This is a genomic window from Paracoccus suum, assembly GCF_003324675.1.
Lineage (GTDB): Bacteria > Pseudomonadota > Alphaproteobacteria > Rhodobacterales > Rhodobacteraceae > Paracoccus > Paracoccus suum.
This window is the reverse complement of the sequence record NZ_CP030918.1, coordinates 3019214-3043899: the sequence shown is the minus strand read 5'-3', so window position 1 is coordinate 3043899 and position 24686 is coordinate 3019214. Positions and strand designations below refer to the sequence as shown.

Genomic DNA, 24686 nt, shown 5'->3' with positions numbered 1-24686 from the left:
CCGCCGCGTGACATGCATGACCTGGCTTTACCTTCCTCCGGAGACGCTTCCGGAGCCGGAGAGCATGCCTCTTCGGCCTCTCCCTCTGCTTCGGCGCGGGCGGTCTCGACCTCGGGCTCGCCATCCCATCCCCGGGTATCGTGCTGTGGGCCATGTCGAACGGGAAACCTTCGCCGCAGCCACTCTCGTGGCGCGGATGGAAGACGCGTCCCTGGATCAGGCTGTTGTCTGGGACGATCTTGCCACCTTCGACGGCCGCCCTTGGCGCGGCGCGGTGGACATCGTCACTGCGGGCTATCCGTGCCAGCCGTTCTCGGTCGCGGGTAAGCGCCGGGGCGCAGACGACCCGCGCCATCTCTGGCCCCATGTCGCCCGCATCATCGGCGAGATCGAGCCGCCCTTCGTCTTCCTCGAGAATGTCGCCCATCATCTCCGCCTTCTTCCCCGAAGTCGCCGCAGGACTGGTCGGCATGGGCTACCGCCTTGAGGCAGGCCTCTTCACGGCGGCGGAAGTCGGCGCGCCCCACAAGCGCGAGCGGCTCTTCATCCTCGCCATCCGCGACGGGGACGACCTGGCCGACCCCGCGCGCCTGCTCTGGCACCCGGTCGAGTGGCGGGAACCGGACGGAATTGCTGCGCCTCTGGCCGACGCCGAGGGCCAGCGCCAACGAGAACCGGCAGACGAAGCCGACGCCATCGCAGCAAGCGGGCCAGCACGGCATGAACCTCGCGACGACGGCCGCGATGTGGCCGACGCCGCAGACGGACAGCTTCCGCAGCTGGGGTGGCGAGCGGCGCGACGAGAAGGGTCTGGACGGCATGGCGCGGGACTGGCCGACGCCGATGGCGAACGACGGCTGCAAGCCGAGCGCGGGCAACCGCCGGACCGCCGACCTGACCCATGCGGCGGGGATGTGGATGACGCCGACGGCCCGCGACCACAAGGATGGCGCGACGAGCCTTGCCAACACGCCGGTGAACGGTCTGCTTGGCCGCCAGGTCCTGGTGACGCCGATGGCTGGGAGCGATACCTCCGAGCCGCGCCGGACCTTGAACCCGCTGTTTGTCGAGGCGCTGATGGGCTGGCCCACCGGGTGGACCGGCTTCGCCTCTGTGGCAACGGCGTGGTCCCGCTGGTTGCGGCGCATGCGCTGCGAACTCTCGCGGCTGCACTGCTGGCCGATGGATGAGGCAGCGGCATGAAGCAGTCCCGCCTCATGCCGCTGGTCGAGTCTGTCGCCAACGTGATCGTCGGCTACGGAGTCGCGGTCGTGACGCAGATCCTGATCTTCCCGGTCTTCGGGCTGCACACGACGCTGGCGCAGAACCTGAAGATGGGCGCGGTGTTCACCGTGGTGAGCCTAGCGCGGTCTTTCGCGCTGCGGCGGCTGTTCGAGGCGATCCGGGTGAGAAACTAGGAACCAACATCCTGCGACGTCGGCACGCCGCGCCGGATTGCTGCCTGCTGGAGTCGGGGCCACGTCGCGTCTGAGATCGGCGTGACCATGTACCCGTGAACAACGTCGCCCAGAAATGCCGAATGAGCAGTGGGGCCCGCTCGCCAGCAGAGACCAATCAGCGCGCAGATGGCAGCATCAAGCTTGTCCTGATCGGACTTCCGAGGTTGGGCGGCGTTCCGCATCTGATGCGCCCATTCGGCAAGGCCCGGCACATTGAACCGCTCAGCTGAACGCTCGACCACGCGCGCCACCGCCTGCCAGTCCTCCAAGCGGAATTTCTTCCGGTTCTGGGGATTGTACTTCGGAGCGCAGAGCCGCTGAGAAAAGCCGTCGTCGAGCGCGGGCAGAGCCAGCGCGGGGAATACTTCGATAAGGAAGTGGCCAGCAGACGCAGTGCGCGCCTGAATCGGATCCTCCGTCGCATCGAGACCCGAAATGAAAGACCAAATCGGCGAGGCGTCGCAGAACATGCCGATCTTGCTGCGGTTGGCCGGCTGAACGCCACCGCCGACAAAAGAAACGAGGGACGCAGCGACTTTGTCCACCGGGCGGCTGCCTGCGGCATTGGGCACAACTGTGGGCTGATCGAGCGCAACGAGGCTAACGAAGAAATCCTTGCGAAGCCCATCAATGAATCTATGAGCCTCCGTGAACGAGACGAGCCGAGGTTCGTGGAACTGGACACGACCCCGTTCATCAAACGCGACTGCGCAGATTGCGCCGGGTGCCTTGGGGGCATCCGTCCACGCAGAGTCGAAACCGAAAATGATCGTGCTGCTTTGCGGGTTCACGAGATCCATGGGGTCCTCCGCAAAGCAGCATAGCCAAAGCATGCAGGGAATGCAGGCGCTTAGTTGTTCAGTTTGTACACCCTGCCGCGCCCCTCGACCTTCTCGGAGGTGATCATCAGGCCGAGCTTCTTCTTGAGCGCGCCGGACATGGCGCCTCTCACTGTGTGAGCTTGCCATCCCGTAGCTTCGACGATCTCGTCGATGGTCGCGCCGCCCTCGGCGCGCAGCATCTCGATCAGGGTCTCGTGCTTGGTCCCCTTCCGGCGCTGGACCGGGGCGGTCGGCGTTTCGACCGGCGTCTCGTCCTGCTGGTCCGTGATCCCGAGGGTGCTGTAGGCCAGCGGGGTGGCGCGCAGCGTAATCGGGCCGCGCTCTTCGTCGTGCCGCCAGACCGTGTTAAGATCCGTCGCGGCGATTTCCTCGATCAGGCCCTGCTTCAGGAGGCTCTTACAGACGTTGCCGACGGCGCCGCCCTTGAGGCTGGTGGTAACGGGGAAGACTGCCCCGTCCTTGCGCGTCGAGATCCCCCCCACGCGGCTGGACGTGAACTGCGTCAGCACCGTTGAAAACGCCGCGGCCCTGCTGGGCGAAAGCGCTATGCGAATGGCCAGCGGCGCCCTGCACGATACCTGCAACGTTGCCGAGGGCACGCCCGCTGCGATGATCTTCGTGCCGTGCCGCGATGGCATCAGCCATAATGTCGCGGAGTATGCTTCGCCGGACGATCTCGCGGCGGGGGCGTCGGTGCTGCTTCATGCAATGCTGGCGAGGGCGGGCATCGCATGAGGGTATGCAGCCGCGATGGAGTGGTGGAGAAAACTTCGTCGTCGCAAGCATGGCGAAGAAGATCACATTACAGCGGGCTACTGCGGTTTGGCAGCGGGGCGTATCGGTAATGCCGCGAGAGAGAGAGCTCGTGTTGATCTAACCGCGACTAAGATACCTGTCCCATCGGCTTGAGCAGCCCCCCGTGACCGCGCTGTTAGGAGGGATACTACGCCAGTTGGCTCGCTACTCTCTCAGCTGACAGCCCCGAGCTTAAAAACGGCGCCCACGCGGGGCGCCATTTCAATTGCCATCCTCAGTTCCATTCATCCCGCCAGCCACGAATTGAAACGTTCGGTCAATTCGCTGTCGTGATCTGCCCAGAACTCGTTGCTGGAGGGAAGGGCTTCCTTCAGATTCACTTCGCTGGTGGGCAGGTTGGGCATCATTTCGGTCGTGTCGTCCTTGCAGGTTGCGATTCCTGGCCGAATACTCGATCTGCCTCGGTGCGCTTGCACCTGCGCAACCGCAAGCGAAAGGAAAACCCGATGGCCCATCCCGTCAAAGGTGTCGACCACCTTTTCCTGCTGACCGCCGATCTGGACGGCAGCGCTGCAAAATGGCGTCGGATGGGTTTTACGATATCGCCCTGCGGCACCCACAGCCCGGCGAAGGGGACTGCCAACTATACCATCATTTTCGAGCGCGATTATTTCGAGCTGCTGGGCATCGTCGCCGAGACCTCCATGAACCAGCATCAGCGCGAGATGATCGCGCGCGATGGGGACGGGCTGCGCGCCATTGCCTGTCGTATAGACGATGCGCGGGTGGCGCGGGACGCGCTGGCAGAGTTCGGCATCGCCACCGCACCCGTTGCCGAGTTCGCGCGCCCGCTGCCGCTGCCGGATGGCTCGACCGGGGAAGCTGCTTTTGCGACGGCACATTTCGCAAAGGAGGAAGTGCCGGCGGGAATCATGTTCATGTGCCAGCACAAGACGCGCGACATGGTGTGGCGGCCCGAGTTGCAGTCCCACGCGAATGGCGCACGCGCGCTTGGAACGATCTTTGCGGTATCAGATGATCCGGAGCAGGCCGCAGCTGGCTACGCGCGGCTGTTTGCCGCCGGACAGGTCCTGCCGTCCGAAGATGGGTATCTGGTCTCCACCGGTTCGGACTCTGCCTCGATTCTGTGCCTGAGGCCTGAGGCCGCGGCCGCCCGCTGGTCGCCAGAGGCCTTGGCCGGCACCCCGCCTTCTGCCTTCGCCGCGTTGCGCATTCTGGTGCGCGACCTTGCGGGGGCGCGAGCGGCGCTTGCCTCTGGCGGCGTGCCAGTGACTGAGGGGCTGGCGGGCGGCGTAGAAGGTCTCTGGGTTGCACCTTCCGAGACGTCGGGCGTCATTTTGGAATTCGCGGAAGCGTAATATTCGGGGAGTGCGGTGCGCCGGTCACGGCACCCCCGGAACGAAGTTTTGAAGGCCGTGCGTTTGCTCGTGCGGCGCGCAGGCCGAACCGGTGCTGTAGGGAAACCGCGGCCAGCCCTGCTTTGCTGAAAGCGGAAGGATGATGCGCAGGCGCGGCAATCTGTCCCCAGCCACCTAGTGGCCCCAAATTCACGGGACGCCGCAACCCTATCCGTTGCCCCATCCCATTTTTTACGCTGCCTTTACGCATCCCCAGGTCTTCGTTGTGGCCGTTTTACGCCCATAACGACCACCTCTGCCCGAGCATGAACAGGCGGAGCTTACCTATGCCCATCGACATTCTCTACACAGCCGCGGGCCTTCTGGTCTTTGCGGTTGCCGGGCTGGCGGCCAGTGCCGCGAACCGGCTGTAAGGCGGCGCATCATGTCGTTTGACCTCATCCTGGGCGGCGGCCTGGCCCTCGTCCTGCTCGTCTACCTTTTGATGGCGCTGTTCGCGCCAGAGCGGTTCTAGGCAATGTTCAGCGATCTTACCTTTTTCGCCCTGTTCCTGATGGGGCTGACAGGGGCCGGCCTCGTTCTTGGCCCCTACATGGCATCGATCTACCAGGGCCGCATCGCGCCCTTGCGCCGGGTTGAGGACGCCATCTATCGCGTGGCCGGCATCAGCGGCGCGGGACAGCGGTGGACGGCTTATGCGGCCTCCGTCCTGCTGTTCAACGCGGCGGGATTCCTGTTGTTGTACACCGTCCTGCGCACCCAGCAGTGGCTGCCGGTCAATCCGCAAGGGTTCGGGCCCATGACGCCTGACCAGGCGTTCAACACGGCGGTCAGCTTTATCACCAACACCAACTGGCAAAGCTATGGCGGCGAGACGACTGTCTCGCATTTCTCGCAGATGTTCGGGCTGACGGTGCAGAACTTCCTGTCCGCCGCGACCGGCATTGCCGTTGCGGTAGCCGTCGTGCGGGCCGTGGGCGCCCGGTCCGCTGACAACATCGGCAACTTCTGGGTCGATCTGACCCGGACCGTCTTGTACCTGCTGCTGCCTATTGCTGCGGTGATCACGCTGGTGCTGGTCTGGCAGGGCATGCCGCAGAACCTGCTCGCCTCGGTCGATGCGACGACGCTGGAGGGCGGGAGCCAGGTCATCGCCCAGGGTCCCGTTGCCAGCCAGGCGGCAATCAAGATGCTCGGCACCAACGGCGGCGGTTTCTTCAACGTCAACGCCTCGCACCCGTACGAGAATGCGACCGGGTTGACCAACCTGGTGCAGATCTATGCCATCCTGATGATCCCGGCGGCATTTCCGTTATTTTATGGCCGCATGGTGGGTGACCGCCGGCAGGGCATCGCGATCTATTCGGCCATGGCGGTGCTGTTCGTCGGCGTCCTGCTGGCCCTCTATTTCGCCGAAAGCGCGGGCAACCCGCTCTATGCTGGCCTGACCGAGCCCGGCGTCAGCATGGAGGGCAAGGAGACGCGCTTTGGTCTGGCGCAGACGGTCCTCTTCACCATCGCCACGACCGTTGCCAGTTGCGGTGCCGTGAACGCCATGCACGACAGCCTGATGGCGCTGGGCGGCATGATCCCGCTGTTCAACATGCTGCTGGGCGAGATCATCTTTGGCGGCGTCGGCGCAGGCTTTTACGGCATGGTCCTTTATGTCGTGCTGACCGTGTTCCTGGCCGGCCTGATGGTCGGGCGTACGCCCGAGTGGCTGGGAAAGAAGATCGAGGCGCGCGAGATGAAGCTGGCGGCGGTGACGCTGCTGGTCATGCCGACCGGGGTTCTGGTGCTGGCCGCGGCTTCCATCCTGACCGGGAACGCACAGACGGCGGTGCAGGACGCGGGCCCGCACGGCTTGTCGGAGCTGATCTACGCCTACACCTCGGGCACTGCCAACAACGGCTCGGCCTTTGCGGGCTTTGGCGCAAACACGCCATGGCACAACACCATGATCGGCATGGCGATGATGCTCGGCCGCTGGGGCTACATCATCCCTGTCCTGGCGATCGCCGGTGGCCTTGCTGCCAAGACGCGCGCGCCGCAGACGGCGGGGACGTTCCCGACGCATGGCGTCGCCTTCACGGTGCTGTTGATCGCCACGATCCTGATCGTCGGCGCGCTGACCTTCCTTCCCGTTCTGGCCCTTGGTCCGATCGCCGAGCACGTCTCGATGATCAGCGGCCAGACATTCTGAGGACATGACATGAGCAGACATCCGAGCCCCGAGATCGGGCTTTTCGCGCCGCAGATCCTGCGGCCAGCCGTGGGGACCGCGCTGCGCAAGCTCTCGCCGCGCAGCCTGGTGCGCAATCCGGTGATCTTTGCGACGGCGCTGGTGGCAATGGTGACCACCATTCTGGTCGTCACGCACCGGGGCGACGCGGGCACCGGCGTATCGCTGCAGATCACGATCTGGCTGTGGGCGACGGTCCTTTTCGCCAACTTTGCCGAGGCGGTGGCCGAGGGGCGCGGCAAGGCGCGGGCCGATGCCTTCCGCGCCACGCGCAGTACGGCCCAGGCCAAGCTGCTGGCGGACCCCACTCGACGCGGCGACGCGGTTCTGACCGACGTGAACCGGCTTGACGTCGGGCAGGTGATTCTGGTCGAGGCGGGCGACACGGTGCCCACCGACGGCGAGGTGATCGAGGGCGTCGCCTCGGTCGACGAGAGCGCGATTACCGGCGAGTCCGCCCCCGTGATCCGCGAATCCGGCGGCGATCGCTCGTCCCTGACCGGCGGCACTCGGCTCGTCTCGGACTGGCTCGTCGTGCGGATCACGTCCCGCCCCGGCGAGACATTTCTGGACAGGATGATCGGCCTCGTTGAAGGCGCGAGCCGCGCCAAGACGCCGAACGAGATCGCCCTCGATATCCTGCTGGCGGGGCTCTCTCTGGTGTTCCTGCTGGTGGTCGCGACCCTGCCAGTGTTTGCGGGCTGGTCGGGCACGGAAATCCCGGTGATCTACCTCGCCGCGCTGTTCGTCACGCTGATCCCCACCACCATCGGCGGCCTTTTGTCGGCGATCGGCATCGCCGGCATGGACCGGCTGGTGAAAAGCAACGTGATCGCCAAGTCGGGCCGCGCGGTCGAGGCCGCGGGCGACATCGACGTGCTGCTGCTGGACAAGACCGGCACCATCACCTTTGGCAACCGCATGGCCGATGCGCTGATCCCGGCGCCGGGCGTGTCCGAGCGGCAGATGGCCGAAGCGGCCTGGCTGTCCTCGCTGGCGGACGACACGCCCGAGGGGAAATCCATCGTCGATCTTGCCGTGCGCCAGTTCGGCTTTGACGAAGGCGCGCAACGGGCCGGGGCGACCTTCGTGCCCTTTGCCGCGCAAACCCGCATGTCGGGGGTCGATCTGGCGGACGGACGAAGCATCCGCAAAGGTGCTGCCGATGCCATGGTCCGCACCTTCCCGGACGGCGGTGGCGAGAATGTGGATGACATCGTACGGCGGATCGGCACCTCGGGCGGCACGCCGCTGGTCGTGGCCGAAGGCGGGCGCGTCCTAGGCGTCGTGCACCTGAAGGACGTCGTGAAACCCGGCATTCGCGAGCGTTTCGCCGAGTTGCGTGCCATGGGTATCCGCACGGTCATGATTACCGGCGACAACCCCCTGACCGCCGCCGCCATCGCGGCCGAAGCAGGCGTCGACGATTTCCTTGCCGAGGCAACCCCCGAGGGCAAGCTGGAGCTGATCCGGTCCGAGCAGGCGCGGGGCGCGCTGGTCGCCATGTGCGGCGACGGCTCGAACGACGCCCCGGCGCTGGCGCAGGCCGATGTGGGCGTTGCCATGAACTCGGGTACAGCCGCGGCCAAGGAGGCTGGCAACCTGGTCGACCTCGACAGCGATCCGACCAAGCTGATCGAGATCGTGCTGGTGGGAAAGCAACTGCTGATCTCGCGCGGGGCGCTGACCACGTTCTCGATCGCCAACGACGTCGCCAAGTACTTCGCCATCCTTCCGGCGCTGTTCGTCGCCGCCTATCCCGGCCTCGGCGCGCTGGACGTGATGGGCCTTGGCACGCCGCAATCGGCCATCCTCGCGGCAACCATCTTCAACGCGCTGGTCATCGTCGCGCTGATCCCGCTGGCGCTGCGCGGGGTGCGCTACAAGCCCGCGTCGGCAGGCGCGCTGCTGTCCCGCAACCTGCTGATCTACGGGCTCGGCGGTCTTGCTGCCCCGTTCATCGGCATCAAGCTGATCGACATGCTTATCGATCTGGCACATCTGGCATAAGGCTCTGTCATGAACATGCTTCTCTCTCAACTCCGGCCGGCGCTGACCTTGCTGTGCGGCTTTGCCCTTCTGCTGGGGGTGGCCTATCCGCTGCTGATGACCGGCATCGCCCAGGTGATCTTTGCGGGCCAGGCCAATGGCAGCCTGCTGCGCCAAGGGGATGTCATCGTCGGATCGTCCCTGATCGGGCAGAACTTCACCGCCCCGGGTTACCTGCACGCGCGCCCCTCGGTCACCGATCCGGCGTATAACGCCGCGTCCTCCGGCGCCTCGAACCTGGGGCCCAGCAGCGCGTCGCTGCTCGCCTCCGTCCGCGAGCGGGCGGCCGCCTTTGGCAGCGCCCCGGTGCCGTCAGAAATGGCGACTGCTTCGGCCTCGGGTCTCGATCCGCATATCACGGCAGAGGCCGCGATCCGGCAGGTGCCGCGCATCGCCGAAGCGCGCGGCCTGACCCCCGAGGTTGTCACCAACGCCATCGGATCGGCCACCTCGGGGCCCGCGTTCGGTTTTGTCGGGCACAGCATCGTCAATGTGCTGAAGGCCAACCTTGCCCTCGACGCGCTGAACGGCTGAGCCATGATCCCGGAGGAAGACCGCCCCGATCCCGAGAGCTTTCTGGCCGAGGCCCGGGCAGAATGCATCCCCGCGCGGGGCAAGCTGAAGATCTTCCTCGGGGCGGCGCCCGGCGTGGGCAAGACCTTTGCCATGCTGGAGGAGGCGCGTGCCCGCGCCGCCGCCGGCACCGATGTCCTGGTCGGCATCGCCGAAACCCATGGCCGGGCCGAGACCGCGGCGATCCTCGCCCACCTCGAACAGGTGCCGCGCCGCATCATCCCCTACCGCGGCAAGCAGCTGAGCGAGATGGACCTGGACGCCATCCTCGCCCGACGCCCGCAGGTCGTGCTGATCGACGAGCTGGCGCATTCCAATATTCCGAGCGCGCGCCACCCCAAGCGCTGGCAGGATGTCGAGGAGGTCCTGGAGGCCGGGATCGACGTCTATTCAACGCTGAACATCCAGCACATAGAAAGCCTGAACGACGTCGTCGCCGGCATCACCGGCATCCGCGTGCAGGAGACCGTGCCCGACGCGGTGTTGCAGGATGCCGACGACATCAAGGTGATCGACCTGTCGGCCGAGGACCTGATCCAGCGCATGCGCGAGGGTAAGGTCTACATGCCCGCCCAGGCGGGCCGGGCGTTGATGAATTTCTTTACCAAGCCCAACCTGACCGCGCTGCGCGAACTGGCGCTGCGCACCGCCGCGAGCCGGATCGATGCCGAGATGCTGGATATGGCGCGCAGCAGCGGGCGGCGGGCCAGTGCGCAGGGCAGGCTGATGGTGTGCCTCGATGATCCCGCCACCGCCCGGACGCTGGTGCGCATGGGCCGACGCATGACCGACCGGGCGCGCATCCCGTGGATCGTCGCCACGGTCATCACCCCCGGCGTCGAGCGCGAGGGGCCCGGCGGAAACGGCAACATGGTCGGGGCGCTGGAACTGGCCGAGCGCCTTGGCGCCGACACCCTGACACTGCGGGCCGAGAGCGATCCGGCGGCCGAGTTTCTGGCGGCCGCGGAACGGCTGGGGGTCACCCGCCTGATCGTCGCCCGCCATCGCCGCCGCAGCTTTCTGGGGGGCATGTTGTCGTGGATCAGGCCCTCGGTCTCCGAGGTGCTGATCGACCGCGCGGAACAGTTCGAGCTGACCGTTCTGTCGCCCGCGCCCGAAGGAAAAGGCGAGGCAGCCGCGCCGGGACCCAAGCTGCAGGGTTGGCCGCGGCTGCTGGCCGAGGGGCTGGGCGCCGCGGCTGTCTCGACCCTCATCGCCTGGCCGTTCTATGCGCTCGTGCCCGTAGCATCGCTGGCCGTGGTGTATCTGGTGGGCGTGCTGTTTGTCGGCGTGCGGCGCGGCACGCTGGGCGCGATCATCGCCAGCGGCATCAGCTTCATGGCCTACAACTATTTCTTCACCATCCCGTTCTATTCGCTGCGCGTCTCGCAATATGAATCGGTCGTGGCGCTGATGGTGTTCACGATTTCCGCCCTGTTCACCGGCTCGCTCGCCGGCCGGCTGAAGCGCCAGGTCGAGTTCATGCGCGTCAGCCAGGCGCGAACCGGAACGCTTTATGATTTCGCGCGCCGCATCGCCTCGGCCAGCACGACCGACCAGGTGCTGGCGGCGGCGGCCGAGCACATCGCCCAATCCGTTGATTGCCAGTCGCTGATCCTGATGCCCGACAACGGCGGTATCCTGCAGCGGGTACGCAGCTACCCCGACCTGTCCGGCGCGTTGGAGCCGCAGGCCTTTGCCGCTGCCCTCTGGGCCTTCCAGCGCAACGAACCCGCGGGGTCCGGCACCGGGACGCTGCCATCCTCGCCCTGGCTGTTCCTGCCGCTGGCCATGCAGTCCCGCCCGATCGGTGTGATCGGCGCGAAATTCGCCGACCCCCAGCGCCGCCTCGACCCAGAAACGCGCCGCGTGCTGGAGGCGGTCGAGGATCAGGTCGCCGTCGCGGTAAGCCGCATCATGGTCGAGGGGGACCTGGAGCGAGCGCGCCTTGCGACCGAAACCGAAAAGCTGCGCGCTGCGCTTCTGAACAGCGTCAGCCACGACCTGCGCACGCCACTCGTTACCGTCATCGGCGCGCTGACGGCCATGGCCGACGGGACTCTGCAACCCGCGCAGAATGCGGACCTGACCACGACCGCGCTGGACGAGGCGCGGCGGCTGGACCGGTTTGTCGGCAACCTTCTGAACATGACGCGCCTCGGCCACGGCAAGCTGCTGGCGCGGCGCGAGATCAGCCGGCTGACGGATATCGTCGGCCGGGTTCGCGCTGACCTCGCCCGCCCGCTGCAGAATTTCGACCTGCGGCTGGACCTGCCTGCGGACCTGCCGCCCGTGTTGATTGATCCGGTGCTTATCGGCCAGGCGCTGACCAACCTCGTCGAGAACGCGACCAAATACGCGCCCGATGGGACTGCGATCTACATTTATGGCCAGGCAGACGAGGCGGTGGTCCACCTGACCGTCGAGGACGAGGGCCCCGGCATTCCGCCGGCCGAGCGGCGTCGCGTCTTCGAGATGTTCCATCGCGCCGTGACCGGCGATGGCGCGCCGGCGGGCACTGGCCTTGGCCTCGCCATTGCCAAAGGCATGGTCGAGGCGAATGATGGAACGATTGCTGTGGTGGACCCGCAGTTCGGCCCGGGTGCTGCGATCCGCATGACCTTTGCCGCCGCTGAAGGGGAGGACGATGGCTGAACCCGCCCCGCGGATCCTGATCATCGAGGACGAGGCGCCGATCCGGCGCTTTTTGCGCATCGTCCTCGAAGGGGCAAAATACACCGTGGACGAGGCGGCACGCGGCCGCCTGGGGGTCGAGATGGCCGCAACCGGCGCGCCCGACGCGATCCTTCTGGACTTGGGTCTGCCGGATATCGACGGAAAGCAGGTCATTGCCGATGTCCGACAGTGGACGCAGACCCCGATCCTGATCCTGTCGGTTCGCAATGACGAGCGCGAGACGATTGCCGCGCTAGATGCGGGCGCCGACGATTACCTGACCAAGCCCTTTGCGACGGGCGAGATGCTCGCTCGCCTGCGGGTGCTGCTGCGGCGACACGCGCCCGGAACCGCCGAGCCCTCGCTTATCCGCCTGGGCCCGCTTACGCTCGATCTGGCCACGCGCCAAGTCCAGCGGGACGATGTCGCCATTGCCCTGACGCGCAAGGAGTTCGATGTGCTCGCCCTGCTGCTGCGCAATCCGGGCCGGCTGCTGACCCACCGCGATTTGCTGCAAACGATCTGGGGTCCCGCGCATGTCGACGACGCCCATTACCTTCGTATCGTCATCGCCCGCCTGCGCGAGAAACTCGGCGACAGCGCCGCCGATCCGAGGCTGATCTTCAACGAGCCCGGGATCGGGTACAGGGCTGCATCGGAGTAGCGCGGGCGAGCCGCGCGCCCTTGCCGTCAGCTGTGCGCCGCGGCGAGCTTCTTGGTCCCGATCCGCCCCGCATCCTCGACGATGCCGCCAAGGACTTGCAGCGCAACATCGACATCGGCTTCGCTCACATCGATATGCGTCACGGCGCGGATGGTGCTGGGGCCGAAGGCGCCTATCAGCACGCCCCTTTCGCGCGCGACCGCGACGATCTCGGCAGCGGTAAGGCCGGTGCCCGCGACGTCAAAGAACACCATGTTGGTTTCCACGTCCGCCGGGTCGAGGCCGATGCCGTCCATCTGCGCAAGGCCGCGAGCGAGGCGCTGGGCGTTGTCGTGATCGTCGACCAGACGGTTGACGTTGTGGTCCAGCGCATAGACCCCGGCCGCGGCGATGATGCCGGCCTGGCGCATCGCGCCGCCCCACATCTGCTTGAGGCGCCAGGCCTCGCGGATGAAATCGCGCGAGCCGGCCAGAACGGCCCCAACCGGCGCGCCGAGGCCCTTTGTCAGGTCGATCCATGCCGAATCGAAAGGCTCGGCATAGGAGCGTGCGGCGACGCGGGTGGCCGCTACGGCGTTCAGAAGACGTGCGCCATCGAGGTGACCCGAAAGGCCCGCCTGCCGAGCCACCGTCATGACCTCACGGATCGTCTCCAGCGGCCAAATGCGACCGCCGGCGAGGTTCGCGGTCTGTTCGACGCAGACCAGCCGGCTGCGGGGGGCATAGCGGCTCTCGGGGCGGATCGCGGCACCGAGCTGCTCGGCGTTGAAAATGCCGTTGTGGCCGTCGACGGTACGGATCATCACGCCCGAGAGCGCGGCCGGGCCGCCGGCCTCGTAATGGATGATGTGCGAACTGCGGTCGCAGATCACTTCCTCGCCGGGGCGACAATGCACGGCCAGCGAGATTTCGTTGCACATCGTGCCGGAGGGCAGGTAGACGGCGGATTCCTTGCCCAGCATGTCGGCCACGCGCTCGCACAGCGTGCGCACGGTCGGATCCTCGTCCTTCTGCTCGTCGCCGACTTCGGCCCGCATCATGAAGCGCCGCATGGCTTCGCTGGGACGCGATTTGGTATCGCTGAACAGATCGATCATTCGTTTCGGCTGCATCATGCACTTCCAGCTGGGACCAATGGGCAGGCGCAGCCTAGACGGGGCGGCTTGAGGCTCGCCAATGCCAAGATCGCGCTAGTCCATGCGCATCCGATATGGGCCCGCCTCAAACTATTCCAGGGCGCGCGCTGCGATCTCGAGGTAGCGGTCGCGGGTCAGATACAGTTCCTTGATGAACAGATCGACCAAGGGCGATGCTGGACGGTGGCGGGCGCGCAGCAGCGTGGTCGTGAATGGCAGGCTGTTGGCAAAGCGGCGCATGATCAGGCCGTGCGGCAGGAAGTCGACCGCCGTGAACGGATTGACGATGGCGATGCCGGCCCCCTTCAGAACCATGCTGCAGGCCGAGGCGGAATGGGGCGTTTCGACCACTAGGTCGCGGTCGATCCCGGCCCGGTCGAACACGGTGTCGAGCCTGAAACGGTACGGGTCCTTATTCCCCAAGAAGACGAAGCGCGATCCCTGAAGGTCCTTGGCCGTCAACAATTTGCGCGCCGCGAGGGGATGGTAGGGGGGAAGCACACACACCTCCTCCGGCTCGGAAAAGGGCGTCGCGATTACGCTACCAGGTGGCGAATGATAGCGGGCCACCGCAATGTCGAAGCGCTGCGCGGCCATCCACTCGCCGATCGTGGGCGAGGACTGGGTGTCCACGCTGAGGCTGACGGCCTCGTATTTGTCGAGGAACCGGCTGGCTGCGTCGGCGACGAAACCATACGAGAATACCGGTGCGCAGACGATACTGACGCTGCCGCTCTGGTGACCGCGCAGGCTGGCGGCGACCCGGCCCAGCTGATCGAGGCCGCTGAAGGATTTCTTGACCTCCTCGAAGAAAGCAAGCGCATGCGCGGTCGGGATCAGACGGCCCTTTTCGCGCTGGAACAGCTTTAGCCCGGTGGCCGATTCAAGCTGCTTGATCGACCGGCTGACGGCCGGCTGCGACGTGTTCAGCATGGTCGCCGCGGCGGTCACCGTGCCCACGGTCATCACCGCATTGAAGCACTCGACCAGTCTCGCATTTAGCCGCATTGCACGCCCCTTTCGCCCGTCGTGCTGTGCTCCATATCAGATTTGCATGACTCTGGGTGAAGTTTGTATTGGCCCGGTATTTTGCTTTGCGGTCTATTTTTACCCGGGGAGGCGCAGTCCATCGCGCCGGGACGTTCGATACATCGGGAAGCCTTGTTCGGCCGACGAAGCGGTACCTACCCCAGGGTGCCGCAGGCCTGAGACATGCTTCCCGTCAAGGGAGTGCACGAATGAATCGTCGTCAACTGTTCCGCGTCGCGGTCACCGCCATGGCCCTGTCGGGCCTCGGGGCCTTCGCACATGCGGACACGGTCGCCAACCTGAAGTCCGCCGGCAAGATGCGCGTCGCGGTCTTGCAGGACTATCCGCCGTTCGGCTCCGTCGGGCCCGACATGAAGCCCCTCGGGCTGGATGTGGACCTGGCGAACATGATCGCCGAAAAGCTGGGCGTAACTGCCGAGTTCGTCCCGGTCTCGGCGCCAAACCGGATTCCGTACCTGCAAACCGGCAAGGTCGATGTCATCATCGCCTCGCTCGGCAAGAATGCCGAGCGCGAGAAGGTGGTCGAGTATTCGAAGCCCTACGCGATGACCTTCAACGGCGTCTTCGGTCCGCCCGACGTCAAGGTCTCGGGTCCCGAGGATCTGTCCGGCAAGTCGCTGGCCGTCACGCGTGGCTCGACCCAAGACCTGATCATCTCGGACCTGGTGCCCAAGGACGCCGAACTGAAGCGTTTCGAGGACAGCACCGGCACGCAGGCCGCCTACATGTCCGGCCAGGCCGATCTGTTCGTCACCGGCAACATCACGGCTTTCATGGTCGCCAAGGACGCCAAGCGCCCGCTGGAGACCAAGTTCAAGCTGAATGACGAGGGCGCCTATGTCGGTGCCGTCAAGGGCGACACCGCCTTCATTAGTGCGATCAATGAGGCGATCGACGCGTTGAAGGCGGACGGCAAGCTGAACGAGTTGTCCGAGAAGTGGCTGGGCGAGCCCGCACCGGCCAATCTTTGATGCAAGCGGCGGCGGGTCCTTCACGGGCCTGCCGCCTTCGCCGGAGTGCGCATGGTTTACGATTTCGACTACAGCTGGCTGGCGGAATACTGGCCGCTTCTGAGCAAAGGCGTGCTGGTCACGTTGCTGCTGATCCTGGTTGGCGGCGTGCTGGGCGTGGGCTTGGGCATCTTCTGCGCCTGGGTTCGCACCGACGGTCCCAAGGCGCTGCGGCCGATCGTGGCCGTCTATGTCGAGGTGATCCGCAACACCCCGTTCCTCGTCCAGCTCTATTTCATCTTTTTCGGCCTGCCGTCGATCGGCCTGTCCATGTCGAGCAATTTCGCGGCCGGGCTTACGGTCATGATCAATCTCGGTGCCTATAGCAGCGAGATCGTGCGCGCAGGTCTCGAGGCGACGCCGCGCGGCCAGTTCGAGGCGGGCGCCAGCCTCGCGATGAGCCGGCTGCAGACCTTCTGGTATGTGGTGCTGAACCCGGCCCTCAAGCGGATCTGGCCGGCCCTCACCTCGCAGCTGATCATTGTCATGTTCTCAACGGCCGTGGTCTCGCAGGTTTCGGTCGAGGACATCACCTTTGCCGCCAACTTCATCCAGTCGCGCAACTTCCGCGCGTTCGAGACCTACATCGTGGCGACGCTGCTGTACCTGGTGCTGGCGCTGGTCCTGCGACAGGCGCTGAATGGCGTCGGATATCTGATGTTCGCACAGAGGGGGCCGCGGAAATGACCCAGTTCACCATGTGGGACATCCTGCGCAATCTGCTGCTGGCGACGGAATGGACCATCGTGCTGTTTCTCGTCGCCATCATCGGCGGCGGCCTGCTGGGCCTCGGCATCCTGATGCTGCGCATTTCGTCCATCCGCGCAATTCGGATCGGGGCGCGCTGGTTCATCGAATTGATCCAGGGTACGCCACTGCTGCTGCAGCTTTTCCTGGTGTTTTTCGGCCTGGCGCTATTCGGCATGAACGTGCCGGCCTGGCTTGCCGCCGGCGTCGGCATGGTCATCTGGACCGCCGCCTTCCTGGCCGAGATCTGGCGCGGCTGTGTCGAGGCGATCGCCAAGGGTCAGTGGGAGGCCTCGGCCAGCCTCGGGATGCGCCGGATCGAGCAGATGCGGCATGTCATCATGCCCCAGGCGCTGCGCATCGCCATTCCACCGACGGTCGGCTTTTCAGTCCAGGTCCTGAAAGGCACCGCGCTGACCTCGATCATCGGGTTTGTTGAGCTGACAAAGGCCGGCACCGCGGTGGCCAACGCGACCTACAAGCCGTTCCTGGTCTTTGCGCTGGTCGGCCTGATCTATTTCCTGCTCTGCTGGCCGCTGTCGCAGGGCAGCCGCATGCTTGAAAGGAGGCTCAATGCCCCTCATCGAAATTGAAAACGTCCGCAAGAGCTTTGGCGCGGTCGAGGTGTTGAAAGGCATCGATCTCGCGATCGAGCCTGGCGAGGTCGTGGCGATCATCGGCAAGAGCGGCTCTGGCAAGACCACGCTGCTCCGCTGCATCAACGGGCTCGAAGTGATCAGCGGTGGCTCGATCTCCGTCGCGGGCACGAAGCTTGCCAGCGACGAGGCGAGCCTGCGTGCGCTGCGGTTGAAGGTCGGAATGATCTTTCAGCAGTTCAACCTGTTCCCGCACCTGACGGCCGGCCGCAACGTGATGCTGGCCCAGAAAGTGGTCAAGAAGATCGGCGACCGCGAGGCCCGCGAGGTGGCGCAGGCGATGCTCGAGCGTGTCGGTCTTGGCGAGCGGTTCGATGCCTATCCTGACAAGCTGTCGGGCGGCCAGCAGCAGCGCGTGGCGATTTCTCGGGCGCTGGCCATGCAACCCCTGGCGCTGCTCTGCGACGAGATCACCTCCGCGCTCGACCCCGAGCTGGTGGGCGAGGTGCTGAGCGTGGTCAAGGAACTGGCGGCCGAGGGCATGACGCTCGTCATGGTCACCCACGAGATGCGCTTTGCCCGCGACGTCTGCACGCGCGTCATTTTCATGCATGACGGCCGCATCCACGAACAGGGGCCGCCCGAGCAGGTGTTCGGCGCACCGCAAACGCCCGAGCTGCAACAATTCCTGGGCCGCGGTCACTGACGGCCCATCGTGAAAACCATGGCGAGGATAGCATCATGAAAACCATCGGCATGATCGGCGGACTGACTTGGGTGTCCACCGCGCAATACTACCGTCGCCTGAACGAGATCGCGAACGAACGGCTCGGCGGCTCGGCCTCGGCCAAGCTGGTCCTCGCCAGCGTCAACCGGGCCGATTACACAGCCGCTTATCTGGAAAAGGGCGACGAGGATGCGGCCGGGGACGTCGTGATCGAGGCCGCCCGCCGCGTTGCTGACGGCGGGGCGGATTTCCTGATCATCTGCTGCAACAACGCCCACCGCTTCGTCTCGCGGATCGAGGCCGAGGTCGGCATTCCGATCCTGCACATCGCCGAGGCAAGTGCCCTTGAGGCGCGTCGCCTCGGCCTCGACCGGCTGGGCCTGCTGGGCATCCGCAAGACGATGGAAAGCCCGTTCTATGCGGACAAACTGGCGGAATACGGCATCGAGACGATGATCCCGAATGACGCAGACCGCACCTATATCAACGACAAGATCTACGAGGAACTGGTCAAGAACGTTTTCCTCGACAACACGCGCCGCGGCTATATCGAGGTGATGGAGCGCATGCAGCAGTCCGGCAGCCAGGGCGTGGTCTTGGGTTGCACCGAGATCCCGCTGCTGGTCAGCGCGACGGACACAGATATTCCCGTGTTCGATACCACCGAACTGCATTGCCAGGCGGCGATCAAGATGGCCATCGGTGATGACCTGCAGGCAGAGGCGCGTTAGGTTCGGGAGACGGAGAAGGCGTAAGGCCAACCCCGCCACAGGCGGGTGATCAGCTTTCCCACCCCCTACTGTATTTGCTTGGTTTTTTCCCTGTCCGGCGCTTGTAGGCGCGGCTCAGCGATGAGGCATCTGAATAGCCCGCGCGGATCGCGGCGCTTAGAACCCGGCCTGTTTCGCGGTTTCGCAGGACCCCCTCAGCGACGCGCTGACGCTCGGCGCCGAGCACTTCTCTGAAGGTCGTTCCTTCGGCCTCCAGCCGGCGCTGCAGCGTTCGGACCGACATGTTCAGCTTGTCGGCCACGGCGACGAGGGTCATGCGTTCGCGCCCCAAGGACTGATCGACCGTCATTGCAATCCTGCGGGCGAGGCTGTCGTGATTCTCTGCGCTCAGCGTCAGCTTCGCTACATGCTCTTGCAGCAGTGGGATCATCGCCCTTTCACGCCAGGATGTCCCCGACATGCCCTCCTTTTCCAGGTCCGACAGCGGCAAGACCAGCATGTTGACCGGACGATCGAAATAGACGGGGCAACCGAAGACTCGCTCGTGTTGCCGGGGGCCGGTCGGGGCAGAATGTTCGAAATGCATTTCTGTCGGGCGCCATGACTGGCCCATCCGGGCGCGAATGAGGTTAAACAGATTGCCCAGCGTGAACTCGATATCCTGTCGCTCGCCGTATGGGCCGCGAATGCCGAGGCGGTAAATGAATCGGGCATCATGGCGTTGACGTGTAAACAGAAATTGCGTCGCTTCCTGTAATGCCGTGGCCCAGTTTGCATAGCTGGCCAGTGCGACACCCAGGTTCTTGCCGCTACGAATGATGACTCCCTGGGCACCAAGTTGCTGAGAAGGAAGATTCGCACCGAGTCGCAAGCCGAGGTGATTATCATCGGCCAATTGGGAAGCGATCTCCGTAATCGCCAGGAAATTTTCCAGCGGGATCAATTCGTCGATTTGGTGCACGATTTCCGGCTCTATTCCGTATCGCCGCAGGGTCGGCTCCAGGCTTTTTCCCGCAGCTGAGAGGGCCTCGACATAGGGGGCGAGGACGTAGGATCTGACCTTCGGGACGGGGGGCAAGTCAGTCATAGGCTCTCTCATGGCATGAAATGACAAAAATATGGCGCATATGGTCAAGAGCTGCCACCGAAATCGCGGTTACCGATTCGTCACACGGGAGCGAACAGGGCGCGGTCAGTCGCAAAACATGACTCGCGAGTTGCCCGCAAAGGCGAGGTAGGGGGACTGTATGGCGGAACTCAGGGTTGCGATCGACATCGGGGGAACCTTTACCGATGTCTGCATCATGGACGCGGCCGACAACTCGATCAGGGTAACCAAAGTCCCCACAACGCCGGATCCCATTGACGGCTTCATGGCGGGCCTTGCGCGCGGAAATGTGGACCTGCGCGATGTCGCCCTGCTTTCCCATGGCACCACGATTGCGACCAACGCGCTGATTACTCGTCGCCTGCCGCGGACGGCGTTGGTGACCACACAAGGTTTTCGCGATGTCATTGAAATACGTCGGTCGGACAAGGAGGATCTTTGGGATACCTACAAAGACGTCGCGCCGCCCTACATCCCGCGCCGGGACCGTCTGGATGTGCCCGAGCGCGTGGACGGATCGGGTAAAATTGTCACCCCCTTGGATGAGGCCCGGGCACGCGAAATTGCCCGCATTCTGAAAAAGCGCGACGTCAAGGCAGTGGCGGTCTGCTTCATCAACGCCTATCTGAACCCTGCCAACGAACGCCGCATGAAGGAAATCCTGGTCGAGGAGCTCGACGATGTGCCCGTCGCGACATCGTCGGAGACGCTCCCCGAGATTTTCGAGCATGAACGGTTCTCGACGACTGTCGTCAATGCCGCGCTGAGCCCGGTCGCGGGCGATTACTGCGCCAAGCTCGACGGGCGGCTTCGAGACGAGGGGTATTCGCGCGAGTTGCTGCTGCTCCATTCCGGCGGCGGCTCGATGACCGCGAACGCGGCGCGGCACTACGCAGCGCGCTTGGCTGGATCGGGTATCGCGGCCGGTGCCATCGCCGGTCGGCACATTGCAGTGCAGTGCGGTTTCCCGAACTCGATCAGCCTCGACATGGGCGGCACCAGCTGTGACGTCTCGCTGGCCGTGGACGGTAAGTCGACGGTCACCAAGGACTGGTTCATCGAATTCGGCTATCCGATCCGGTTTCCTGCGATCGAGTTGCGCACCATTGGCGCTGGCGGCGGCTCGCATGCCTGGATCGATCCCGCGGGATCGTTGCGCAACGGTCCGCAATCGGCAGGCTCGAACCCCGGGCCGGCCTGTTATGGCAACGGCAATACGATCCCCACGAACACGGACGCAAATCTGGTTCTGGGACGGCAGGGCACCAGCTTGGCCGGAGGCAGGCTGACGCTGGACCCCGCCCTGGCTGAGACCGCGGTTCGCGAAGGAATTGCCGAGCCGCTGGGCATGGAATTGCACGAGGCGGCGGAGGCCATCGTGCAGGTGGCGAATGCCAACATGGCCGATGCGGTGCGACTGCTGTCGATCACCCGTGGCCATGATCCCCGGGATTTTGCTCTGGTCGCTTTTGGTGGCGCCGGCGCGCTCCACGGTGTCGAGATCGCGCGCGAACTGGCAGTGCCGGTCGTGATCGTGCCGCCTAACCCGGGTGTCACCTCAGCCATGGGATGCCTGCTGGTCGATATTCAGCACGACCTCAGCCAAACACTGATATCGCCGCTGCGCGAGACGGACCCCGCAATCGTCGCGGAGCTGTTCGCAAAGCTGGAGGCGGACGCCTGGGCGCTGCTGAAGGATGAGGGTGTCGCACCGGAAAACGTCGTGCTCGAGCGCAGCATCGACATGATGTACCGCGGCCAGTGGCGTTCGCTGACGGTGCCCGTGGGGGCAAGCCTGCCGCCCATGAGCGAGCTGGAGGCTAGCTTTCACGCTCTGCATGAGCAGGAATATAACTTCCGTCGTGACGAGGCTGTGGTCAGCATTCACCGGGTGAACCTGACCGCCATTGGCGTTGTACCTAAAGCCTCGGTAATCGAACATGAGCCGGTCGCCAACACGCCCGAGCCGATTGCGCGCCGTCCCGTCTGGTTCAAGGGGAAGGCGCACAATGACACGCCCGTCTATCAGCGCGAGGCGCTGAACGCCGGCGCCTTGATCGTGGGGCCAGCCATCATCGAGCAGTTCGACTCAACTACCGTGGTCCCTCCGGCCACTACGGCCGAGATCGACCGCTTCCGGAACATTGTTATCCGTTTCGAGGGCCAGGCATGAAGACCTCCGAATACGCAACGCCGACCGCCGCGCCCGCCGCTGGGCAACTGGATCCGGTCACCTTCGAGGTGCTGAAGAACGCTTTTATCACTTCGGTCAACCAGATGTCCGAGCAGATCCTGCGGACCTGCTATTCCTTCGTGATCTACAACCGCGACTTCTCGAACGGGCTGAACGACGCTAACGGCGACTCGGTCGCGCAGGGGACCAAGGACCTCGCCGGCCATGTCGGGACACTGCACCTGACCTGCAAGGACGTGATCCGCGTCTTCAAGGGCCGGATGGAGGACGGCGATGTCTACGCTATCAACGATCCCTACGCGGGGGGGACACACTTTCCCGACGTTCGCCTGATCCGACCGATTTTCGTCGATGGCGAGGTCATCGCCTTTGCCCAGTCTAACGGTCACTGGACGGACATGGGTGGCTCGGTTCCCGGATCATTCGACGTCAAAGCACGCGACATGTTCCGCGAGGGAATGCGGATCACACCGGTGCGGGTCTGGCATGCCGGCCGTTTTTGCGACGACGTCGCCAACCTGATCGCGGCGCAGACACGCGATCCTGTCTCGATTATCGGCGATATGCAGTCCCAGGCCGAGGCGACCCGCATCGGCGAGCGCGAGATCCATCGGTTGGTCAAGAAATACGGCAAGGACACGGTGCTCGCCGGTTTTGCCCAAGTGCAGGACTACGTCGAGCGCGCAACCTTGCAGCAGCTGAGCGCGCTGCCGAAGGGCACGTGGGAGACGGTCGATTTCATGGACCGCGACCATGGCAAGGGGGAAGGCCTCATCCCGATCAAGGTCAAGCTCACCCTGACCGGCGACAAGATCATCTATGATTTCACGGGCTCGCACCCTTGCGTCGCGTCGCTCTATAATTCCGCCTTCGGCGGCACATTCTCAGCCTGCGTGGCGGCGACGAAGTACTTCTTCCCCGAACTGCCGCTAAACTCTGGGTTTTACCGCGTCATTGAGGTGATCGCGCCAGAAGACACCGTGGTGAACGCCAAGTGGCCGGTGGCCGTGACAGGTTTTGTCATGCCCTTCGACAAGATCGTCAACGCGGTTGCGGGCATGTGGTCAGAAATCGTGCCCGAACGCGCAATGGCCTGCACGTTCCACAATGAATACATGCTCGCCGGGGGTGAAGACGCCCGCCACGGCGATCGCCAGATCTTCATGTATTATGACTGGCTGCCGGGTGGCTGGGGGGCGCGCAATGGCAAAGACGGCGCGAACCTGACCTCGATCCTGTTCGGCACTGGCCTTCAGTCCCAGCCCGCCGAGGGGCAGGAGCGTGCATCGCCCATCTTGACCACGGAATACCAGGTGCTGGTCGATTCCGCCGGTCCGGGCAAGTGGCGCGGTGGGGTCGGGGTGGTCAAGTCGACCGAACTGCTGGATGTCGAGAATACCGTCATCTCGTATTTCTGCGACCGCGAGCGGTCCGTGGTCTACGGCATCCAGGGCGGTCTGCCGGCCTGTCCGCACGGCATCACTCTGACGCGCGCGGGCGAGACGGAGGGAAGTTGGCTCGGCGCCGCATTCTCTGACGTCCCGGTTTCCAGGGGGGATGCGTTCAGCCGTCCCACAGCAGGGGGCGGCGGTTTCGGCGACGTGCTGGAGCGTGATGCCCAGGCCGTGCTTGAGGACGTCGCCGACGGCTATGTCTCACTGCGCCGGGCAGAGCGTGATTATGGCGTCGTCCTGAAAGTCGTCGATCAGGACCTGGAGGAATACGAGATCGACGAGGCGGCGACGCGAAAGGCCCGCGACTACATCCGCCAGAACCGTGTCGCTTGGGCGCGCGAGAACCCCGAGACGGTTGCCGAGAATTTTCGCAAGGGCGAGATCGACGTCCTTGACGTGCTGCGGCGCCACGCGGTGATCCTGGAGTGGGGCACGGGCGAGTTGCTGGAGAAATCTACCCAGCAGTTCCGCGAAATGTTCGAAAAGCGCACCGTCGCGTTCTGGGACGCCTGAGGTCATGGGCAGTCTGTCGCTGGAACATGTGCGGGTGTCTTTCGGCGGCCTCAACGCGCTGACGGACGTGTCGTTGACTATGGGCCCCGCAGGTATTCTCGGGCTCATCGGCCCCAATGGCGCGGGCAAGAGCACCTGCATCAACGTGATGACCGGGTTCCAGAAAGCCAGCGCCGGCCGCGTCCTCCTTGATGGCCGGGCCATCGGCGGTCCGCCGGCGGCGTTCCGCCACGCAGGGATCAGCCGCACGTTCCAGGCAGGACGCCTTTTCGCGACACTGACAGTTGCCGAAAACCTTGCCGCCGCAGCGATTGGCATGGGTCTTTCGCGGCGGGCTGCCGCAACTGAAGCAGACCGCGTCCTGGACCAGACCGGAATCGCACAGCTGGCGCACGAGGTTGCCGCGGTCCTGCCCTATACGGACCAACGTCGCGTGGCCATCGCCCGCGCAACCGTGTGCCAACCGAAATTCCTGCTGCTCGACGAGCCAGCCGCCGGGATGTCGCAGCAAGAGGCGCAGGGCCTCGCCGATACGATCCGAACGATCCGCGCGAACGAGGGGCCCGCTGTCCTGCTTGTTGAGCATCAGGTCGGACTGGTGCTCTCGCTCTGCGACGAGATCGCGGTCCTCGATAGGGGCCGGATCATCGCCTTGGACACGCCGGACGCGATCGCCCGGGATGAAGTCGTGCGCGAGGCATACCTTGGCACCTCTGGCGATGCGCATCAACGAAAGGCATGCGCATGACCGCTCCCGCCCACTTGGAGGTCAGCGACCT

At 64.8% G+C, this 24686-nt stretch carries 24 protein-coding genes; 19 read left to right on the top strand and 5 right to left on the bottom strand.

What is annotated here, in order from left to right; genetic code table 11:
- Positions 1 to 145 precede the first annotated feature (145 nt).
- The 3 genes from DRW48_RS16425 (at position 146) to DRW48_RS14750 (ending at position 1418) form a co-directional block, all read left to right on the top strand.
- The gene (locus tag DRW48_RS16425; protein WP_277870785.1) at positions 146 to 487 is read left to right on the top strand and encodes a DNA cytosine methyltransferase; all 342 of its coding nucleotides are present in this window, start codon (positions 146 to 148) and stop codon (positions 485 to 487) included.
- A gap of 143 nt (positions 488 to 630) precedes the next feature.
- Positions 631 to 1203: a hypothetical protein gene (locus DRW48_RS16420; protein WP_241963486.1), complete on the top strand. Its 573-nt coding sequence runs from the start codon at positions 631 to 633 to the stop codon at positions 1201 to 1203.
- Positions 1200 to 1418, top strand: a complete 219-nt coding sequence (locus DRW48_RS14750) for a DUF7220 family protein (RefSeq protein ID WP_114077083.1) — start codon at positions 1200 to 1202, stop codon at positions 1416 to 1418. Before DRW48_RS16420 ends, DRW48_RS14750 begins: the two co-directional genes overlap by 4 nt.
- On the opposite strand, the gene DRW48_RS14745 is transcribed toward DRW48_RS14750, so the two are convergent.
- Positions 1415 to 2260 carry a DUF429 domain-containing protein gene (locus tag DRW48_RS14745; protein WP_114077612.1) on the bottom strand — a complete coding sequence of 282 codons (846 nt, stop codon included), beginning with the start codon at positions 2258 to 2260 and terminating at the stop codon, positions 1415 to 1417. The genes DRW48_RS14750 and DRW48_RS14745 overlap by 4 nt on opposite strands.
- Positions 2261 to 2310: 50 nt before the next feature.
- On the bottom strand, positions 2311 to 2811 hold the full coding sequence (locus DRW48_RS14740) for a DUF3489 domain-containing protein (RefSeq protein WP_114077611.1): 501 nt from the start codon (positions 2809 to 2811) through the stop codon (positions 2311 to 2313).
- Here DRW48_RS14740 and DRW48_RS14735 point away from each other — a divergent pair.
- From DRW48_RS14735 to DRW48_RS14700, 8 genes are all read left to right on the top strand, one after another.
- Positions 2735 to 3037, top strand: coding sequence for a M20/M25/M40 family metallo-hydrolase (locus DRW48_RS14735; RefSeq protein ID WP_338418422.1), 303 nt, complete (start codon positions 2735 to 2737; stop codon positions 3035 to 3037). The genes DRW48_RS14740 and DRW48_RS14735 overlap by 77 nt on opposite strands.
- 350 nt (positions 3038 to 3387) lie before the next feature.
- Entirely contained in the window at positions 3388 to 4437 is a 1050-nt protein-coding gene (locus DRW48_RS14730) for a VOC family protein (protein WP_199286124.1), read from the top strand.
- Positions 4438 to 4861: 424 nt separating this feature from the next.
- Positions 4862 to 4951 (top strand): potassium-transporting ATPase subunit F, encoded by a 90-nt coding sequence (locus tag DRW48_RS14725; protein ID WP_114077082.1) that lies wholly within the window; start codon positions 4862 to 4864, stop codon positions 4949 to 4951.
- Between the two features lie 3 nt (positions 4952 to 4954).
- The gene (kdpA, locus tag DRW48_RS14720; protein ID WP_114077081.1) at positions 4955 to 6640 is read left to right on the top strand and encodes a potassium-transporting ATPase subunit KdpA; all 1686 of its coding nucleotides are present in this window, start codon (positions 4955 to 4957) and stop codon (positions 6638 to 6640) included.
- 9 nt (positions 6641 to 6649) lie between these two features.
- On the top strand, positions 6650 to 8689 hold the full coding sequence (gene kdpB / locus DRW48_RS14715; protein ID WP_114077080.1) for a potassium-transporting ATPase subunit KdpB: 2040 nt from the start codon (positions 6650 to 6652) through the stop codon (positions 8687 to 8689).
- 9 nt (positions 8690 to 8698) lie between these two features.
- Positions 8699 to 9262 carry a potassium-transporting ATPase subunit KdpC gene (gene kdpC / locus DRW48_RS14710; protein ID WP_241963295.1) on the top strand — a complete coding sequence of 188 codons (564 nt, stop codon included), beginning with the start codon at positions 8699 to 8701 and terminating at the stop codon, positions 9260 to 9262.
- Positions 9263 to 9265: 3 nt separating this feature from the next.
- The gene (locus tag DRW48_RS14705; RefSeq protein ID WP_114077079.1) at positions 9266 to 11956 is read left to right on the top strand and encodes a sensor histidine kinase; all 2691 of its coding nucleotides are present in this window, start codon (positions 9266 to 9268) and stop codon (positions 11954 to 11956) included.
- Entirely contained in the window at positions 11949 to 12641 is a 693-nt protein-coding gene (locus tag DRW48_RS14700; protein ID WP_114077078.1) for a response regulator, read from the top strand. The genes DRW48_RS14705 and DRW48_RS14700 overlap by 8 nt, the downstream gene beginning before the upstream one ends.
- Positions 12642 to 12667: 26 nt before the next feature.
- Here DRW48_RS14700 and DRW48_RS14695 read toward each other — a convergent pair whose 3' ends face one another.
- The gene (locus DRW48_RS14695) at positions 12668 to 13756 is read right to left on the bottom strand and encodes a threonine aldolase family protein (RefSeq protein ID WP_241963294.1); all 1089 of its coding nucleotides are present in this window, start codon (positions 13754 to 13756) and stop codon (positions 12668 to 12670) included.
- 111 nt (positions 13757 to 13867) lie between these two features.
- Complete coding sequence (locus DRW48_RS14690; protein WP_114077076.1) at positions 13868 to 14785, bottom strand: LysR family transcriptional regulator; 918 nt, start codon at positions 14783 to 14785, stop codon at positions 13868 to 13870.
- A 230-nt stretch (positions 14786 to 15015) separates the two neighbouring features.
- On the opposite strand from DRW48_RS14690, the gene DRW48_RS14685 reads away from it, so the two are divergent.
- Genes DRW48_RS14685 through DRW48_RS14665 form a run of 5 tightly spaced genes read left to right on the top strand, consistent with a single transcriptional unit; the run spans position 15016 to position 18638 of the window.
- Positions 15016 to 15798, top strand: a complete 783-nt coding sequence (locus DRW48_RS14685; protein ID WP_114077075.1) for a transporter substrate-binding domain-containing protein — start codon at positions 15016 to 15018, stop codon at positions 15796 to 15798.
- A 51-nt stretch (positions 15799 to 15849) separates the two neighbouring features.
- Positions 15850 to 16524 (top strand): amino acid ABC transporter permease, encoded by a 675-nt coding sequence (locus tag DRW48_RS14680; protein WP_114077074.1) that lies wholly within the window; start codon positions 15850 to 15852, stop codon positions 16522 to 16524.
- Positions 16521 to 17177: an amino acid ABC transporter permease gene (locus tag DRW48_RS14675; RefSeq protein ID WP_114077073.1), complete on the top strand. Its 657-nt coding sequence runs from the start codon at positions 16521 to 16523 to the stop codon at positions 17175 to 17177. The genes DRW48_RS14680 and DRW48_RS14675 overlap by 4 nt, the downstream gene beginning before the upstream one ends.
- Positions 17158 to 17886 carry an amino acid ABC transporter ATP-binding protein gene (locus tag DRW48_RS14670; protein WP_114077072.1) on the top strand — a complete coding sequence of 243 codons (729 nt, stop codon included), beginning with the start codon at positions 17158 to 17160 and terminating at the stop codon, positions 17884 to 17886. Before DRW48_RS14675 ends, DRW48_RS14670 begins: the two co-directional genes overlap by 20 nt.
- A 35-nt stretch (positions 17887 to 17921) precedes the next feature.
- Positions 17922 to 18638, top strand: coding sequence for an aspartate/glutamate racemase family protein (locus DRW48_RS14665; protein WP_114077071.1), 717 nt, complete (start codon positions 17922 to 17924; stop codon positions 18636 to 18638).
- Positions 18639 to 18687: 49 nt separating this feature from the next.
- On the opposite strand, the gene DRW48_RS14660 is transcribed toward DRW48_RS14665, so the two are convergent.
- Positions 18688 to 19725: an AraC family transcriptional regulator gene (locus DRW48_RS14660; RefSeq protein ID WP_162784790.1), complete on the bottom strand. Its 1038-nt coding sequence runs from the start codon at positions 19723 to 19725 to the stop codon at positions 18688 to 18690.
- Positions 19726 to 19885: 160 nt separating this feature from the next.
- Here DRW48_RS14660 and DRW48_RS14655 point away from each other — a divergent pair, with 160 nt between their 5' ends.
- The 3 genes from DRW48_RS14655 to DRW48_RS14645 are packed head-to-tail and all read left to right on the top strand — an operon-like array spanning position 19886 to position 24655.
- Positions 19886 to 21919 (top strand): hydantoinase/oxoprolinase family protein, encoded by a 2034-nt coding sequence (locus tag DRW48_RS14655; RefSeq protein WP_114077069.1) that lies wholly within the window; start codon positions 19886 to 19888, stop codon positions 21917 to 21919.
- On the top strand, positions 21916 to 23907 hold the full coding sequence (locus tag DRW48_RS14650; protein WP_114077068.1) for a hydantoinase B/oxoprolinase family protein: 1992 nt from the start codon (positions 21916 to 21918) through the stop codon (positions 23905 to 23907). Before DRW48_RS14655 ends, DRW48_RS14650 begins: the two co-directional genes overlap by 4 nt.
- Before the next feature lie 4 nt (positions 23908 to 23911).
- On the top strand, positions 23912 to 24655 hold the full coding sequence (locus tag DRW48_RS14645; RefSeq protein WP_114077067.1) for an ABC transporter ATP-binding protein: 744 nt from the start codon (positions 23912 to 23914) through the stop codon (positions 24653 to 24655).
- Positions 24656 to 24686: the final 31 nt, after the last annotated feature.